Origin of the sequence: Thermanaeromonas sp., assembly GCF_021890735.1 — a bacterium.
Classification (GTDB): domain Bacteria; phylum Bacillota; class DSM-521; order Neomoorellales; family Neomoorellaceae; genus Thermanaeromonas.
In genome coordinates this window covers 65,992-82,256 of the sequence record NZ_JAKKUR010000002.1, presented here as the reverse complement: position 1 = coordinate 82,256, position 16,265 = coordinate 65,992, and the positions used below count along the sequence as shown (strand labels likewise).

Genomic DNA, 16,265 nt, shown 5'->3' with positions numbered 1-16,265 from the left:
AATATTACTTACAGGCAAAGATACCTTACATCTAAAACCCCGTCTACCTGGCGGATGCTATCCAGAACCTCCCGGGGTACCTCAGAATCTATGCGTAGGATCATCACCGCCTCGCCACCAGCCTCCCGGCGCCCTACTTGCATGCCAGCAATGTTTATGCCGTAGTCGCCTATAGCCAGTCCCACCGGACCTACAATTCTGGGCTTGTCTATATGGGGTATCACCAGCATATGGCCCTCAAGCTCGGCATCCAAACCGTACCCGTTAAGGCCCACCAATCTCGGCTCGCCTCGCTGGTTTACCGCACCAGCTACCGTATAACCTTCCCGCCGACCCTTAACTGTGGCAGATATCACCGTGGTATAATAACCCATCTCCCGGGTTTTATTTTCCCTTACACGGATACCCCGCTTCCTGGCCACTACAGGGGCATTCACGTAGTTTACCGTCTCGCCCAGAAGCGGCCGCAAAAGACCTTTAAGGAACGCATTGGTTAAAGGAGAAAGCTCGTGCTGAGCCAACTCACCGCTGGTGGAGAGTTCGGCCTCTAAAATAGGACCTTCCATGAGTTGGGACAAGAAGCTGCCCAGCCTTTCCACTAGTTTAAGATAGGGTCGCAGGGTCTCTAAGGCCTGCCCACGTAGCACAGGAATATTAACCGCGTTGAGCACAGGCTCACCTCTAAGGCAGCGTACAACATCCTGGGCAACTTCCACAGCTACCGCTACCTGGGCTTCGGCAGTGGATGCTCCCAGATGAGGGGTAACAATGACGTTATCTAGTTTAAACAAGGGGCTGTCGGTCAAAGGCTCTTCTTCAAATACATCTAGGGCAGCGCCCGCCAGGTGGCCAGAGGCTAAAGCTTCGTATAAGGCCTGCTCATCCACTATCCCACCCCGGGCCACGTTAAGAAGGCGCGCGCCTTGCTTCAGCAAAAGAAGCTTTTCCCGGTCAAGGAGATGGTAGGTATCCCGTGTAAGCGGAAGGTGCAAAGTTAGAAAGTCGGCCTGTTTTAGTACTTCTTCCAAAGGCAGGAGGGTCACCCCTAAACGCTCGGCCTGCTCAGGAGAAACATAAGGATCATAGGCTATAAGGCGCATGTCGAAGGCGCGTGCCCGGCGCGCCACTTCGCTCCCGATTTTACCTAGACCAAGGATCCCTAAGGTTTTGTGCCTTAACTCTACTCCCAAGAACTTCTTTTTCTCCCATACGCCCTGTTTTAAAAGGTTGCTCGCCTGGGGAATATTCCTGGCCAGGGCCAGCATCAGAGCCAAGGTATGCTCCGCTGCGGCCACCGTATTGCCTTCCGGAGCGTTAACGACCAGTATACCCTTTTCTGTAGCCGCATCTACGTCAATGTTATCTATACCCACTCCGGCCCGGCCGATAATTTTAAGCTTCTTCGCCCCTGCCAGGGCGGAAGCGGTAACCTTGGTACCGCTGCGCACGATGAGGGCGTCAAAGGAGGGAAGAGCTTCCTTAAGCTCTTCCTCCTTCATTTTACCCCTAGCTTCTACTTCCAACCCGGCCTCCTCAAGCACCTTTATCCCCTGAACATCTATGTCGTCTAAAGCCAATACCTTCATAACTTCCCGCCTCCCTATTCTCCCCCTTTAAGCGTTGAATTTCTGATAGACTTCTAACGCTTTGGCCACACCGATACCGCTAACGGAAATAACTCCCAAGCTGGCCAAAACCTCCTCCAGGGCCGCAAGGCCACTTAAAACGTCCATATGATTAACATAACCTAAGTGACCTATGCGAAAGACCCGGTCCTTCACCTGCCCCTGGCCTCCCGCCACCACTACCCCGTGCTTTTCCCGGAGCGGCACGGTAATGTCCGCAGGTTTAAGGCCTGCAGGTACTTTAACCGCAGTTACCGAAGGAGAGGCTACCCGGTCATCAGCTAAAGGTTCAAGGCCCAGGGCCTTTATGCCGGCGCGTACCATATCCCTTAAGCAAGCATGCCTGCGGAAGCTTTTCTCCAACGTTTCCTCTTCCAACATGGCTAAGGCTTCCTTAAGCCCGTACAAAAGAGATACCGCGGGAGTGTGGGGGGTCTGGCCCTTTAGTCCGTAATTTCTGGCGTCCTTGAGGTCCAGGTAATAGCGGTGGTTTTTGCACTTTTCTACAGCCTGCCAGGCCCTATCGCTTAAGCTCAGCATAGTAAGCCCTGGCGGGACCATAAAAGCCTTCTGGGAGCCAGCAATGGCCACATCGATGCCCCACTCATCGACCCGCAGGTCGGCAGCAGCCAGGCCACTGATGGTATCCACCACAAGAAGGGCAGGGTGATCGCCGCGGGCCTTGCTTATGGCTTCTATGTCGTTAAGCACGCCGGTAGAGGTTTCGTTATGCTGCACCAGAATAGCTTTTATCTCTCCTGCCTTATCCCGGGCCAGTCTTTCGGCTACGGCTGCAGGGTCTGCTGCCTGGCCATAGGGGAAGGCCAGCACTTCCGTTTCCACTCCAAAGCGTTGGGCTATCTTAACAAAGCGCTCACCAAAAACTCCTACCGTTACTACTAAAGCCTTATCTCCCGGGGAAAGGAGATTGGCTACCGCCGCCTCCATACCTCCGGTCCCCGAAGCGGTAAGGATAACTACATCGTTATTGGTTTTAAAAACCCTTTTCAGCCCCTGCGTTACTGTGTGGAGCAGCTCACTGAATTCAGGGCCCCGGTGGTTGATGGCCGGTCTGGCCATGGCCAGGGCCACACGTGGCGGTACGGGGGTCGGTCCGGGTAGGAGCAAGATCTGCTTATCAGTCATACTCTACATCCCTCCCTGTAAGTTAAATCTGGTTAAAATAAAAACCCCCGTCCCCGCACATGGCAAAGGGACGGGAGTTTTCTCCCGCGGTGCCACCCTTCTTGGCCAGGAAGGCTAGCTCCTTCTTTAAACCCATCCTGTTTATAACCCCTCCTGACCCACTCTACATGCATAACGGGCATGCCCGGGCCGATTTGCTCCGCAAGACAAGCCTTGCGGATTTCTCACCGGCCGCTCAGGGGTGCCTGGCTACGACCTCCGGGCTGGTTCCCACCGACCACCAGCTCTCTCGTTTACCGGAGTGGGTCGTGCCCTGTCCCCCTCATCACTTTTCCGCTTTTCTGTTTGGGCATGATTGTAGCACAGGGTAAAGGAAAACGCAAGGGGGTCTTGCCCCGGCGTATCACCAGTTTTGATCCGAGCCCTGCTTGGCTTCCCTCGCGGGCAGGACTTTTGCTTGGCTCAAGGCTCCGGCAGGCTTCCCGGCAAATTCGGCTTCCTGCCTCAGTTGCGGGCCGCAGGTTTCTCATGCCCTCGGGCCTTTCTTAAGCCTTTCGCCAAGCTTGAGTTGGGCTACCGCTCGGGTTTAGTCGGTCGCTTTCAAGCTCAAGCAGGCCTGCTCTGTAAAAAGTGGGGATAACTCAGGGGACTTGCCCTGGTGCATCTCCACTTTCACTCTGAGGGCCCTGAAAAAAGAAGCCCGCAAAAAGGGTCTTGCGGGACACATAGGAGGGGATTTGTCACCTCTTGGTTATAACCAGGTAAACAAGATGAGCAACAATATCAAAAACAAGAACACCAGCCCGCCATCCGCTACAATATCCCGGGCAGTCTGTTGAGTTACCTGTCCGGCCTCCACCATAAAAAGCCCTCCCGTCAAAATTTTTCCGTTACTTTATTATGAACCTGGAAGCCGTAAGGTTCCGCCGAAGTTTTAAATATTCCACCTGAGCCAGGCCCGGTAGGTGTTAATTTTCCCGGGAGGTTTTCGTTCCGCTAAGGTTTTAATCGCCTCTGCGGTTTATAAGCTTTTGCTGTTACCTGTGAACGTTAAACCGGAAGTTGATTATATCTCCATCTTCCACTACATAATCCTTGCCTTCCAGGCGCACGAGGCCCCTTTCCCTGGCTTTAGCCATATTACCGCAGGCCAAAAGGTCCTCAAACTTTACTACCTCGGCCCGTATAAAGCCTCTCTCCATGTCTGAATGAACTTTGCCGGCCGCTTCCTTGGCCCGCGTCCCTTCCCGGATGGTCCAGGCCTTAACTTCATCCTCACCGACGGTCAAAAAGGAAATAAGTCCCAGTCTCCGGTAGATGGCCCGGGCCAGGCGGTGAATACCGGGCTCATCTATCCCCATCTCTTTCAAGAAGGCTTCACGGTCGGCAGGATTTAACTCCGCTATCTCCGCTTCAAGCTTGGCACACAGTGTTAAGACAGGTAGCCCCCGTGCCGAAATATAAGCTTCAACTTCTGCCCGCCCTTGGTAATCCCCGTTTTTGAGCTGTTCTTCATCGATATTAACCACAATAATCATGGGCTTAGTTGTAAGAAATTCGATATGCCGAAGCGCGCGCCATTCCTCCTCCGTGAGGCCGGCTTCGCTTAAAGGCCGCTCCTCCTCGAGGGCCGCCTTACAGCGTTTCAGCGCTTCCTGCTCAGCCAGAAGTTCTCCTTTGACTTTTTTACTTGCGGCAATCCGCTCCAGCCTAGTTTCTACAAGTTGAAGATCGGCCAGGATAAGCTCTGTATTAACGGTATCTAAATCCCGGGAGGGGTTGATCTCTCCTGCTACATGGGGTACGTCTTCCCGGCGGAAAGCACGTACCACGTGAATTAAAGCATCAACTTCTCGGACTGCAGAGAGAAAGGCGGCTCCTGCTCCCGGCGTAAATCCTGGGACGTCGATGACTTCCAGGGTGGCCGGAGTTACCTTGCGGGGCCGATAAAGGGAAGCCAGAAAGTCAAGCCGGCGATCGGGAATGGGTGCCGTCCTGACGTTAGTCTTGGTCTTTCCGGCAAAGGTGGAGGTATCCGCTTGGGCCAAGGTAAGAAGGTTGAATAAAGTGGTCTTCCCCACCAGGGGAAGGCCGATTATCCCGCAGGTTAAGGCCAATTCCCTTCACCTCGTCTTAAAATGTTTGGCCCCGGGGACTTCCCCCGGGGCCAGATTTGGAGCCCATAACCGGGATCGAACCGGTGACCTCCGCCTTACCAAGGCGACGCTCTACCCACTGAGCTATATGGGCATGGTTGCGGGGGTTGGATTTGAACCAACGACCTTCGGGTTATGAGCCCGACGAGCTACCCGCTGCTCCACCCCGCAACGCGATCTTTAGGATCTTTAGGCTTTAAGGCAAATCTTTTAAGGTAAGTGCTCCTTCCTGGTGGAGGGGGCTGGATTCGAACCAGCGAAGGCATCGCCAGCAGATTTACAGTCTGCCCCCTTTGGCCAGCTTGGGTACCCCTCCTTGAGCACTTGCGCTGGAAGCAAGACTAATTATAACAACTCCTTCAACCTTCGTCAAGGCATATTAAACTTTCAATTTCCTGTTCATTTTCCTTTTCCTCTTTAAAAAGGGCTATAAACTACTTTTACGGTTTGCTCCCCTGGCATATTTCTGTTATTCCTCTCTTTTCTCCAGATACCGCTCCAGTTTGCGTTTGACCCTTTGCAAGGCATTATCTATCGACTTAACATGCCTTTTTAAATCCACGGCTATCTCCTGGTAGGACTTACCCTCTAAATACGACATCAGTACCTGCCATTCCAGGGAGCTTAAGATCTCGCCCATTTTTTCCTCTATATTATCAAACTCTTCCCGGCTGATGATAAGCTCTTCCGGGTCCGCAATGCTTGAGCCGGAAATAACATCCAGCAGAGTGCGGTCGGAGTCCTCATCGTACACGGGCTTATTCAGGGACACGTAGGAGTTGAGAGGAATATGTTTTTGACGGGTGGCTGTTTTAATGGCGGTAATGATTTGCCGGGTTATGCATAGTTCGGCAAAGGCACGGAAGGAGGAAAGTTTATCTCCACGGAAATCCCGGATGGCTTTATAGAGGCCTATCATGCCTTCCTGAATGATGTCTTCCCGATCGGCCCCCACTAGGAAGTAAGCACGTGCTTTGGCTCGCACGAAGTTGCGGTACTTATTTATGAGATATTCTTGGGCTACATCGTCCCCCCCTTGGGCCAGCGTGACAACTTCCTCATCCCCCATGACCTCATAGGTTTGGAAGGCTTCGCGCTGGAGATCAACGCTCATGACATCGCCTCCGCCCCGGTTTCTCCGTAGTCGTTTAGGTTTTATCTCTGTTTTCGGGAGGCTTTTACCTTGTCCAATGACACCATTAATTATACCGGAAACAGGCGCCCCAAGCAAGACTGGAAAAATTTCCTGCCCTTCTTAAGTCTCCTGAAACACCTTGGGAAATTTTCTCTGCCGGACCACCTCGTAAAAGAGAACTGCTGCGGCTGTAGCCACGTTAAGGGAAGTTACATGCCCCAGCAGGGGAAGCCTTACTACCATGTCGCACTGTTTCCTTAACAAAGGTGAAAGTCCCTTTCCCTCACCTCCCAGGATAAGGACCAGAGGTACCGTAAAATCAGCCTCAAAGGCCAAAGTTTCCCCGTCTCCTTCGGCGCCTATGATCCACATGCCGGCATCTTTTAAGGTGTCCACAGCCTGGCGAAGATTGCTCACCCGGGCCACAGGTACATACTCAACGGCTCCGGCCGAGGCCCGGGCTACGGCGGAAGAAAGTCCCGCACTGCGCCGTTTCGGAATTATTACACCTTGAACGCCGCAAGCATCGGCCAAGCGCAAAATGGCCCCCAAATTTTGAGGATCTTCCACCCCGTCCAGCATAACGAGGAAGGCGGGATCCTCCTTAGCCTTAGCTGCGCTTATCAAATCTTCTAGTTCAACATACTCCTTGGCTGCAGCCAGGGCTACTATCCCCTGGTGGGAGACACCCTCGGCCAGCCTGTTGAGGGCCTTACGCTCTACTTTTAACACAGGTATACCGCGTTCCCGGGCCAGGGATTGAATCTCACCAAGAAGGGAGCCTGTTGCCCCTTCTGCTATTAATATCTTATGCAGAGGCCTCCCGGCCTTAAGCGCTTCCCGCACCGCTTGGCGCCCGGCTATGACTTCTCCCATAAGTCTCTCCGCCCTCGGTACTCTTCTACTCCGGCTTCTGCCCTAGACTTGATCACCGGAGCCCGGCCACAGCTAAAAGGGCCCTCGTAACATATCCCTAAAATTTCACAATTAGGACCGGCCTTGGCGAACAACCGGGGTGCCACCTGCCGTACGGCGTCCCTCATTTTAAATGCCAGCTCCCGTATCTCCCACTGGGCCCGGGAGCAACAGCGCAGGCGGAAAAAATTAAAAAGGCTGCGGGCATTAAAGGTGCATACCAGCTTGGTCTCGCAGGCCTGGGGCAATATGTACCGAGCATCCTCACGGGGAACAAGCTTTATAAGGCGGGCGTAGGCCTCCTTTATCTGGGATAGGCAATCCTCAAAAACCTTTAAGGCTTCCGGTTCTTTATTTATCGTAGGCGGCACGATGTAGGAAAAATTTTCTTCGGAAACATAACGCTGGGAGCGTTGGGAGTAGGAGGCTATACGGTGCCGTACGAGCTGGTGCGATAACGCCCGGCTTACCCCTTCTATAGCAAAGGTAAAGGTAACGTGTTCCACGGGCGACTCATGGCCTGAAGATAAAAGCAAGCCGATTAACCTCTCTATTTCTTCATCTCCCATGTTTTCCATAAGTTCGCCCGCCCCTTTCTGGGAATAACAAATACGGGCGGCCGCGGCCACTATTTTCTCCGGTTCAGGAGTATACGCGATGAGCTCCACCCTCAAGCTTCTTCTCCCCTTCTCGCAACCGTGGGTTTCCGGCACAGGTTTTCTTCCGTTTAGAATCAATGAGCAATGCTCTTTTACTTTGTAGCCGGAGGTACTAGTGGATACAAACACCGGAAAAGTCAGTTAACGAGGGCTAGCGCCTTATTTTCCAGCGTGTACCATGGGGGGTATCTTCCAGCGTTATGCCCAACGCATTAAGCCGCTCCCGCAGGTAGTCGGCCGTAGCCCAGTCTTTCTTTCGGCGTGCTTCCTGCCGCAACTCCACCACCAGTTCTATCAAGCCGTCTACCAGGCCGGTGTCAGCAGCCCTTTTAGCAGGGCCGAAGAGCCCCAGCACCCCCTCACCTAGCTCCTCGAGGGCCGCTGCAGCAGATTTCAATGCTTCCTGGGCTCCGGGCCCGGCTTCCCCTTTGTGCAAATAGCTGTTTATCTCCCGCACCAGTTCGTACAGTACGGCTAGGCCCTGGGCGGTGTTAAAATCATCATCCAAGGCTTTTTCAAACTGGCCCCTCAGTTCCTCTACCTTTGCTTTCAAGTATATGCTGGAAGTTTTTTCTTCCCTCGCAGGTACGTAGCCTTTCCCCGCTTCCTTCTCCTCTCCTTCCAGGCGTTTTAAAGCTTCCGACAACAAAGTGCGGGCATTATCTAGCCGTTCGAAGCTGCGCTCGGCCTCCTCAAGGTATTCATCGGCAAAATCCAAAGGGCTGCGATAATGGGTGCTAAGGAGGTAAAGGCGCACGGCTTGGGGTGAAAAGCGGCCAAGGATCTCCCGCACGAGGAAAAAATTTCCCCGGGATTTGGACATCTTCTCCCGGTTTACGGTAATAAACCCGTTATGCAACCAAAAACGGGCAAGGGGTTGACCCGTCCACGCCTCCGCCTGGGCTATTTCATTTTCGTGATGGGGGAAAATAAGGTCCGCGCCCCCGCCGTGGATATCGAAGTTGGGTCCCAGATATTTTAAGGCCATGGTAGAACACTCAATATGCCAGCCCGGCCTTCCCGGACCCCAGGGGCTTTCCCATGCCGGCTCCCCCGGCAGGCTCTTCTTCCATAAGGCAAAATCGAGGGGATTTTTTTTACGGGCATCTACTTCCACCCGGGCACCGGCCAGCATCTCTTCAGGCCGGCGGCGGGAGAGTTTCCCGTAGCCCGGGAACTTGTCCACCGCAAAGTAAATATCTCCTTCTACGTTGTACGCATATCCTAAACGCAGCAGGTCTCCTACTACCTTTATGATGTCGCCTATATGGTCAGTCACCCGGGGGTAAAAATCGGCCCGCCGGACATTTAAGGCATCGGCGTCCTTGAAATACTCTTCAATATACCGGGCAGCCACCTGAGCCGGGGTGCTTCCTTCTTCCTGGGCACGCTTTATGATTTTGTCGTCGATATCGGTGAAGTTTTGAATATAAAACACCCGGTAGCCTTTATATTCCAGATACCGGCGAAGTGTATCGAAAACCACCAAAGGCCGGGCATTACCCAGGTGGATATAGTTATAGGTAGTCGGCCCGCAAACGTACATGCTCACCCGGCCCGGTTCACGAGGAACGAACTTTTCCTTGCAACCCGTCAGCGTGTTGTAAAGATATAGGCTCATGGCATTTACCCTCCAGCTCCTCGATCCTGCGCTCCAGCCGCTGTATCTGGCGCTGCAAGCAGAGCAGCATCTCCGCCACGGGATCCGGCAGATCTTCGTGCCGCAGGTCGATTTCGGACACTTGAGCATCCGCCACGCGGCGGCCGTTGCGTACCACGATCCTGCCCGGAACCCCTACTACGGTACAGTTGGCAGGTACGTCCCGCAAAACCACTGAACCCGCCCCTATTTTTACGTTGTCTCCGATACAGATATTACCCAGCACCTTGGCTCCAGCTCCTATGACCACATTATTACCGATGGTCGGATGCCGCTTACCCTTCTCCTTACCGGTGCCCCCCAAAGTTACGCCTTGATAAAGGGTGACATTATTCCCGATCTCAGTTGTCTCGCCTATAACCACGCCCATGCCGTGGTCGATGAACAAGCCTTCTCCTATACGGGCTCCCGGATGGATCTCTATACCCGTTAAGAAGCGGTTGAGCTGGGAAATAACCCGGCCCAGAAGCTTAAATCCTTTGCACCAGAAAAAGTGCGCTATGCGGTGGAGGAGAATGGCATGGAAGCCGGGGTAGCAGAGAATAACCTCTAGGACGCTACGCGCTGCAGGATCCCGCTCAAACACGACCTGAATATCCCGCTTAATCTGCCTCCACATATACACCCACCCCGCCCTTTTACAACTTAGCATTTTAAAACCCAAATAACCTCAAAAGCCCCCCACCCTTTCAGGGGCGGAGGGCTTCCGCGGTCCCACCCTGCTTGGAAGGCAAAAGGCCTGCCTTCCCCCTCTTTTAGCGCAGAACGCGCCTTACGCCTTTAACGGGGCTAACCCGGAGCAGCCTACTTAAGGCCTTCAGCCTTTCGGCCACCCGGCTCCCGGGCGCACTTCAGCGCCTGCCTTCCTAGGGCCGCTTCCAGCCCCCGGCGGCCCCTCTCTGGAGGAGGCAAACGCGCTTACTCTGCCCGTTCCTCGCCTTTACCCTTTCTTTTAACTCAGCTTTACTCTTCCCTTTGCCCATTATAAGTCCGGGGGGATCTCCCTGTCAAGAAAAAGCAGGACGGTAGCCAGCGCGGCGATCCCCTCACCCCGCCCGGTAAAACCCAATCCCTCGGTAGTGGTAGCTTTCACCCCTACCCGCTCCACTCCGACTTGCAAAATCCGGGCAATGTTTTCCCGCATGGCAGGTATATAAGGAGAAAGCCGCGGCCTTTCGGCCACCAAAACGGTATCTACGTTCGCCACGCGGTAACCCAACTGGCTAACTTTATCCCAAACCTCCTGCAGGAGAACGCAGCTGGAGGCACCTTTCCACCTGGGATCATGGGGAGGAAAATGCTGCCCGAGGTCTCCTAGGGCGGCTGCGCCGAGCAAGGCATCGGCCACCGCATGAAACAAAACGTCCGCATCCGAGTGCCCATCTAAGCCCCGGTCGAAAGGGATCTTTACACCTCCCAGGATGAGATCACGGCCCTCGACAAAAGGATGCACGTCAAACCCCAATCCTACGCGTATGGCCCCGGCCTCCTTTCCCCGAGGAATGCCCAGTCTTGCCTTTTGCGGGCTTCCAGAAGAGCGGTGGCCAAAATCACATCTACGGGGGTGGTTACCTTTATATTCCCGTAATCACCTTTCACTATCCTAACGGGGTAACCGCACCTCTCGACTAAAGATGCATCATCAGTGGCACGCCATCCTTCCAGCATAGCCCGGCTGTGGGCTTCTTCCAACCAATCCCGGCGGAACACCTGGGGCGTCTGGGCAGCCCACAGCCCCTCCCGGTCAACCGTACCTTCCACTATTCCGGCCGTCCCGGAACGCTTAATGGTATCCTGTACCGGGACGGCTGCTATAGCCGCACCCGTCTCCAGCGCGGCTTCTACTACTGCTGCCAGAAGCTCTTGCGTCACCAGGGGCCGGGCTGCATCATGTACAGCCACAAACTCGGTTTCCGCAGGCAGGGCTTTCAAGCCTTGACTTACTGAGTCCTGCCTTTCTTCTCCTCCTTCTACCACCCGGATACTTTTAGCATATCCGCGGCCTATCACATCCCAACATTTAGCCACATCTCCGGGAGCAGTGACTACTATCACGGCCTGGACCAGCGGAGATTTTTCTAGCACCTCCAGGCTGTAACTCAACAATGGACGGCCTTTAAGGTGTAAGAAAACTTTATTATACCCCAGCCCCAGCCTCCGCCCTTTTCCCGCTGCCGCTACCAGGGCGGTTACGAAAGGCACTGGTATTCTCCCCGCTCCAAGGACTGGTGCTGGTTATTCTTTTTGTCAAAGGCCTTGGGCCGGGCGAATATCATCCTCCCTGCCGAAGTCTGCAGGACGCTGGTCACAAGGACCGCTATGGACTGTCCAATAAACCGCCGCCCGTTCTCTACCACTATCATGGTGCCATCATCCAGATAACCGACGCCCTGGCCGGCTTCTTTCCCGTCCTTGATAACCTGTACAGTCATCTCTTCACCCGGCAGCACTATGGGCTTTACAGCGTTGGCCAGTTCGTTAATGTTTAAAACCTTTACACCGTGGAGTTCCGCCACCTTATTTAGATTATAGTCGTTAGTTAAGATGGGTGCCTTGAGCTTCTGGGCCAAACGTACAAGTTTAGTGTCCACTTCAACAGCATCCTCAAAATCTTCCTCGTAAATTTTTACGTTGACGCCTAACTCCTTACGGATTTTATTCAACATATCTAGCCCCCGGCGGCCGCGGTTCCTTTTAAGCACATCCGAGGAATCCGCTATATGGCGGAGTTCTTCGAGTACAAAGCTGGGAACTATTATGGTCCCCTCCAGGAAACCTGTGCGGATAATATCCGCAATACGGCCGTCGATTATGACGCTCGTATCTAAAATCTTGGCGCTCGAGGCAGGAGATCCTCCTTTGGACTTATCCTTGGAGGTGAGCTTAAAAAAGGAAAAAAGACCCCAGAGTTCTTCCCTCCTTTTAGTTCCCAAGCTCCAGCCCAGATAGCCGAACAATATACTTGCCGCCATGGGTACGTACGGGCCCACCCAAGGCAGGTGTATAAAAGAGGCCCCCAGCAAATTAGCGATGATAAGTCCGAGGATAAGACCCATGGCGCCGCTTACTATCTCTTGAGCAGAAAGGCGCTGGAGCTTGTTTTCCAGGCGGCGCACGAGCTGTAAGGTGGCCTCGATCAGGTGACGGGACACGACGAAGCCGGCTAGGGCGGCCAGAAGGGTGGCGAGCGCTATAAGAGAGTACTTGGCTCCGGGGGGAACGCCAACCCACCAGCTCAAAACGCTTTGAGCCAGGGCAAACCCCAGGGCGCCTCCCACCAGAGATATCACGCCCCGAAAAAAGAGGTATAACATCTTCTTCCTCACCTTCTTTAGTTAGATTTTCTTTCCTGGATTATTCCTCACCGCCCACCACATTATACCAGCCCCTTCGCCCGGTCTTGATTATAACAGATATTTGTAGGAATGGCAAAGTTGACCTAGGAAAGCCTAGCCAGTTAATTTGCGGTTAACTTAAATGGCCAGCTCTAAAGCCTGTGTTATGCTTTTCACATAGTAAATTTCCGCCTTCTCCCCTGCCAAGGCCGTACGATTCCCTTCCGGAAGGATGAAGCGGGAAAATCCTAACCGCCGCGCCTCCTCCAACCTCTTATCTATCTGGGGGACGGCGCGAACTTCTCCGGCCAGGCCCACCTCCCCTAGTACTAAAAGGCGCGGGTCTACAGCCCTATCCCTTAGACTAGAAGCCACGGCCAAGCAAACCGCGAGATCGGCTGCCGGCTCGCTGATACTTATGCCCCCTGCGACATTGAGGTAAATATCACATAGACTCAAAGGAAGCTGGGCTCTTTTCTCCAGGACGGCAACAAGTAGTGCGGCCCGGTTATAATCAAGGCCAGTTGTAAGGCGCCGGGGATTTCCAAAACTCGTGCGACTCACTAAAGCCTGTATCTCCAAAAGTAAAGGCCGGGTACCCTCTACGCACGCCGTAACCACTGAACCGGCCACGCCTTGGGGGCGTTCTGCAAGAAGCACCTCCGAAGGGTTGGGTACTTCCATGAGACCTCGGGACGTCATAGTGAAAACACCTATTTCATTGGTGGAACCGAACCGGTTTTTTACGGCCCGCAAAAGCCTGTACCCCTGCAAGCCCTCCCCGTCTAGGTACAACACGCAATCCACCAGGTGTTCCAAAACCTTAGGGCCAGCCAGTAAACCGTCTTTAGTTATATGTCCCACCAAAATTATGGCCAGACCCCCTGTTTTTGCCGCGCGCAAGAACAGGCTTGCGCTCTCCCGCACCTGGGATACACTTCCGGGGGCCACAGGTATCTCCGGTATAAAGACCGTCTGGATGGAATCCACAATTAAAAGCACGGGTTTTAAATGCTCTACGTGCTCCAGTATAGCGGGAACACTGGTCTCGGAAAGTAAGTAAATGGAAGAAGATAACGTTCCCAGACGCTCAGCCCTGAGGCGGGTCTGGGACAGAGATTCTTCTCCGGAAACATAAAGCACCGAGCCCCACCGGCTCCCCACAGCGTAAGCCAATTGGAGAAGGAGGGTGGACTTCCCTATCCCCGGTGAGCCTCCCACCAGAATGAGAGAACCGGGTACCAGCCCTCCTCCCAACACTCTATCCCACTCTCTAAGCCCCGTATACAGGCGGTCTTCTTGTGGCCGCGGGGCTTCTGTCAAAGGCACGGGCGGCCCTGTTCCAGTCCCGATACCAGCTTTAGTGCTGCGTGAATTTACAGGAAGGGTCTCTGCCGTAAGCGTATCCCAGGCACCGCAGGCCGGACAGCGGCCAAGCCAGCTCGCACTCTCATACCCGCATTCCTGGCAAACAAACTTAGTTTTAGCCCTCGCCAGTCCACCCATCCCCCAATTTTAAAACCCCCGGCCGGTCCGCGGCCGTCTCCGGTGCCACCCCAGGAACTCCTTCACCCTGGCGGCGGTAAGATTGACTATCTGATCCTCGGTTATCCCTGCACCCCGCACCACTTGCCAGGCCCGCATAAAGCTCCCTACGGCCGTAAATACATGAGCATCGCTCGATAATACAATAGGGACTTTATATTTTTTAGCTAGCTGGGCTAGGTGCTGGCACCGGGGTAAACTGCCCGGACGGCTATAGAAAAAAGAGTTATTGTTAAATTCCAAGGCCTTACGGTTGGCCGCCGCAGCCTGGGCCACAGCTTCAAGATCCAGCGGGAAGTCCGGATTTCCGGGATGAACCAAAACGTGTACATAAGGGCTGGCCAGAGCGGCCAAGGCGCCGCGTGTATACTCCTCTTGGGAACGCCCATCAAACCCCGTACCGGCATGAAAGCCGGCCAGTACTATATCGAGTTTTTCTAAAATATGTTCTGGGACGTCCAGATGCCCCTCTGCATCGATGATGTTGGCCTCCACCCCTCTTAATATCTCTACTTCACCTATTTTACGTGGTAATGATATCAGATTATTGAAATAATATTCGTGGGGGCCTCCAGGCATAGCCAGGCCGTGATCGGTGATGGCTATCATTTTTAACCCCTTCACCTGGGCTGCTTCCGCAAGCTCCTTCACTGTGCTGTAAGCGTGGCCGCTAGCTATGGTGTGGGTATGGAGATCGGCCTCGCAGTACATCATCTTCCGCTCCTTTTCCTCTAAATACGGTTTTCTATCTACAAGTATAGCGTAAAGACAATAACTTGTCCTTCTGTTTAACAAAAAAAGATCGCTTTTTCCTTTTAAAGAATATAATATTGTCGCCCGGCCGGGGTAATAATAATAACGTCAGGGTCCATAGGGGCCGAGCCCAGGAGGTTGCCGGGTCCTAAATTAAGGGCTCGGTAATCTCCGGCCAAAGGCCGATACCGGGTCAAAGGGCTCGGTACCGACCGGCGGGAAGATCAAGGATAGGTCCGTCAAGGCTTGTCTCTGGTCCGAAGGACCAGAGACGGGTCAGCAGGATGATCCTTGGTCGGGCTAAGACAGTTTAAGGTGCCGCAGGCACATGCTAGAGGTCGGGCAAGGTCGAGAGATCTGGCCCGGCTTCTCAGGTACTTTAAACTGTCGAGCTAAGGTCAGCATAGGTTCCGTAAGGGTCTATACCAGCCGGAAGGCTGGTGTGGGCTCTGCAGGGACGTATGTTGGCCGGAGCGAAGGTCCTTATGGGCTCTTTAAGGGAAGGCCGCATTTTGGCGGCCTTCTTTGCTGGTCAAAGAAAAGCCCAGAGGAATTCTCTGGGCTAAAAAGGTTTATATTTAAAAAGGAGGTCAGAGGACGCTTGTGATGGGCTAGCGGGCTTTCTATTGGAGATCATAACTCCTTACTGTTAAGTTTGCTTGTCGTTGTATTTAAGATCAGGTTAATTCTACTTGGGTCAAAAACTTGCCGGCCTTTAAGGAGGTCACAAGTCAAAGAAAAGAAGGCCTCCACCACCCGCGGGTCGAACTGGCTACCGCTACATTCCTCGATCTCCTTTAACACAGCGCTCAAACAGCGTGCCTTTTGATAAGGCCGCCATGAGGTCATGGCATCAAAGGCATCGGCCAGGGCAATTATCCTGGCTCCTAAGGGGATGCTCGGGCCTTTCAAACCGTAATAGCCCCTGCCGTCCCATTTTTCATGGTGGTAGAGGATGATATCCTTAACGGGTCGCCAGGTGGGATCATCTGGGAGAAAACGGCTTCCTTGTTCGGGATGTTTATACATGATCTCCCATTCCACTTGGGTGAGCCTTCCTTTTTTATGCAGGATACCCCGGGGGATGTTGAGCTTCCCGACATCGTGCAACAGCGCCCCCAAGAAAATCCTCTCCACCTCTAAATCTTCTAGTCCGAGCTCCATGGCTAATTGGCGGGCGGTAACAGCTACGTGCAGGGAATGATAGTAGGTAAGCCGCGAATGCCTGAAGAGTGCCTCGAGCAACGCGCTAACGGCGCAGGCGTCCACCTTAAGTGCATCCCCTTTTAAAAAACAAAATAACCTTGCTTCAGAGCAAGGCTCATAAGGGTGACTT

General features: G+C 53.7%; 14 protein-coding genes, 3 tRNA genes and 1 other annotated feature. All 17 genes read right to left on the bottom strand.

The genetic code is table 11. The features are described from left to right. Positions 1-8: 8 nt before the first annotated feature. Positions 9-1,586: a phosphoglycerate dehydrogenase gene (serA, locus tag L5656_RS00985; protein ID WP_297197701.1), complete on the bottom strand. Its 1,578-nt coding sequence runs from the start codon at positions 1,584-1,586 to the stop codon at positions 9-11. Positions 1,587-1,613: 27 nt separating this feature from the next. Next, a complete protein-coding gene (locus tag L5656_RS00980; protein WP_297197699.1) occupies positions 1,614-2,771 on the bottom strand; it encodes a pyridoxal-phosphate-dependent aminotransferase family protein in 1,158 nt (385 codons plus the stop codon). A gap of 1,037 nt (positions 2,772-3,808) precedes the next feature. Further along, on the bottom strand, positions 3,809-4,888 hold the full coding sequence (gene ychF / locus L5656_RS00975; protein WP_297197696.1) for a redox-regulated ATPase YchF: 1,080 nt from the start codon (positions 4,886-4,888) through the stop codon (positions 3,809-3,811). Between the two features lie 57 nt (positions 4,889-4,945). Beyond that, positions 4,946-5,021 (bottom strand) — tRNA-Thr (locus L5656_RS00970). A gap of 1 nt (position 5,022) precedes the next feature. Beyond that, positions 5,023-5,098 (bottom strand) — tRNA-Met (locus L5656_RS00965). Positions 5,099-5,157: 59 nt separating this feature from the next. Then, positions 5,158-5,243: transfer RNA gene (locus tag L5656_RS00960), tRNA-Tyr, on the bottom strand. A 153-nt stretch (positions 5,244-5,396) separates the two neighbouring features. After that, positions 5,397-6,041, bottom strand: a complete 645-nt coding sequence (gene sigH, locus L5656_RS00955; RefSeq protein WP_297197693.1) for an RNA polymerase sporulation sigma factor SigH — start codon at positions 6,039-6,041, stop codon at positions 5,397-5,399. A 141-nt stretch (positions 6,042-6,182) separates the two neighbouring features. After that, positions 6,183-6,938 carry a 23S rRNA (guanosine(2251)-2'-O)-methyltransferase RlmB gene (gene rlmB / locus L5656_RS00950; RefSeq protein WP_297197690.1) on the bottom strand — a complete coding sequence of 252 codons (756 nt, stop codon included), beginning with the start codon at positions 6,936-6,938 and terminating at the stop codon, positions 6,183-6,185. Then, positions 6,923-7,651 (bottom strand): FAD-dependent thymidylate synthase, encoded by a 729-nt coding sequence (thyX, locus tag L5656_RS00945; protein WP_366017787.1) that lies wholly within the window; start codon positions 7,649-7,651, stop codon positions 6,923-6,925. The genes rlmB and thyX overlap by 16 nt, the downstream gene beginning before the upstream one ends. Positions 7,652-7,787: 136 nt before the next feature. Beyond that, positions 7,788-9,257 (bottom strand): cysteine--tRNA ligase, encoded by a 1,470-nt coding sequence (gene cysS, locus L5656_RS00940; protein WP_297197685.1) that lies wholly within the window; start codon positions 9,255-9,257, stop codon positions 7,788-7,790. Further along, complete coding sequence (gene cysE / locus L5656_RS00935; RefSeq protein WP_297197682.1) at positions 9,199-9,915, bottom strand: serine O-acetyltransferase; 717 nt, start codon at positions 9,913-9,915, stop codon at positions 9,199-9,201. The genes cysS and cysE overlap by 59 nt, the downstream gene beginning before the upstream one ends. A gap of 69 nt (positions 9,916-9,984) precedes the next feature. Then, positions 9,985-10,240 (bottom strand) — a binding site (T-box leader). Positions 10,241-10,278: 38 nt separating this feature from the next. Next, positions 10,279-10,773, bottom strand: a complete 495-nt coding sequence (gene ispF / locus L5656_RS00930) for a 2-C-methyl-D-erythritol 2,4-cyclodiphosphate synthase (protein WP_366017786.1) — start codon at positions 10,771-10,773, stop codon at positions 10,279-10,281. Further along, a complete protein-coding gene (gene ispD / locus L5656_RS00925) occupies positions 10,764-11,498 on the bottom strand; it encodes a 2-C-methyl-D-erythritol 4-phosphate cytidylyltransferase (protein WP_297197676.1) in 735 nt (244 codons plus the stop codon). The genes ispF and ispD overlap by 10 nt, the downstream gene beginning before the upstream one ends. After that, positions 11,486-12,610, bottom strand: coding sequence for a PIN/TRAM domain-containing protein (locus L5656_RS00920; RefSeq protein ID WP_297197673.1), 1,125 nt, complete (start codon positions 12,608-12,610; stop codon positions 11,486-11,488). The genes ispD and L5656_RS00920 overlap by 13 nt, the downstream gene beginning before the upstream one ends. Before the next feature lie 159 nt (positions 12,611-12,769). Beyond that, positions 12,770-14,128 carry a DNA repair protein RadA gene (radA, locus tag L5656_RS00915; RefSeq protein ID WP_366017785.1) on the bottom strand — a complete coding sequence of 453 codons (1,359 nt, stop codon included), beginning with the start codon at positions 14,126-14,128 and terminating at the stop codon, positions 12,770-12,772. A gap of 18 nt (positions 14,129-14,146) precedes the next feature. Then, positions 14,147-14,971, bottom strand: a complete 825-nt coding sequence (locus tag L5656_RS00910; protein ID WP_297197666.1) for a PHP domain-containing protein — start codon at positions 14,969-14,971, stop codon at positions 14,147-14,149. Positions 14,972-15,562: 591 nt separating this feature from the next. Then, positions 15,563-16,198, bottom strand: a complete 636-nt coding sequence (locus tag L5656_RS00905; protein ID WP_297197663.1) for an HD-GYP domain-containing protein — start codon at positions 16,196-16,198, stop codon at positions 15,563-15,565. Between the last annotated feature and the right edge of the window lie 67 nt (positions 16,199-16,265).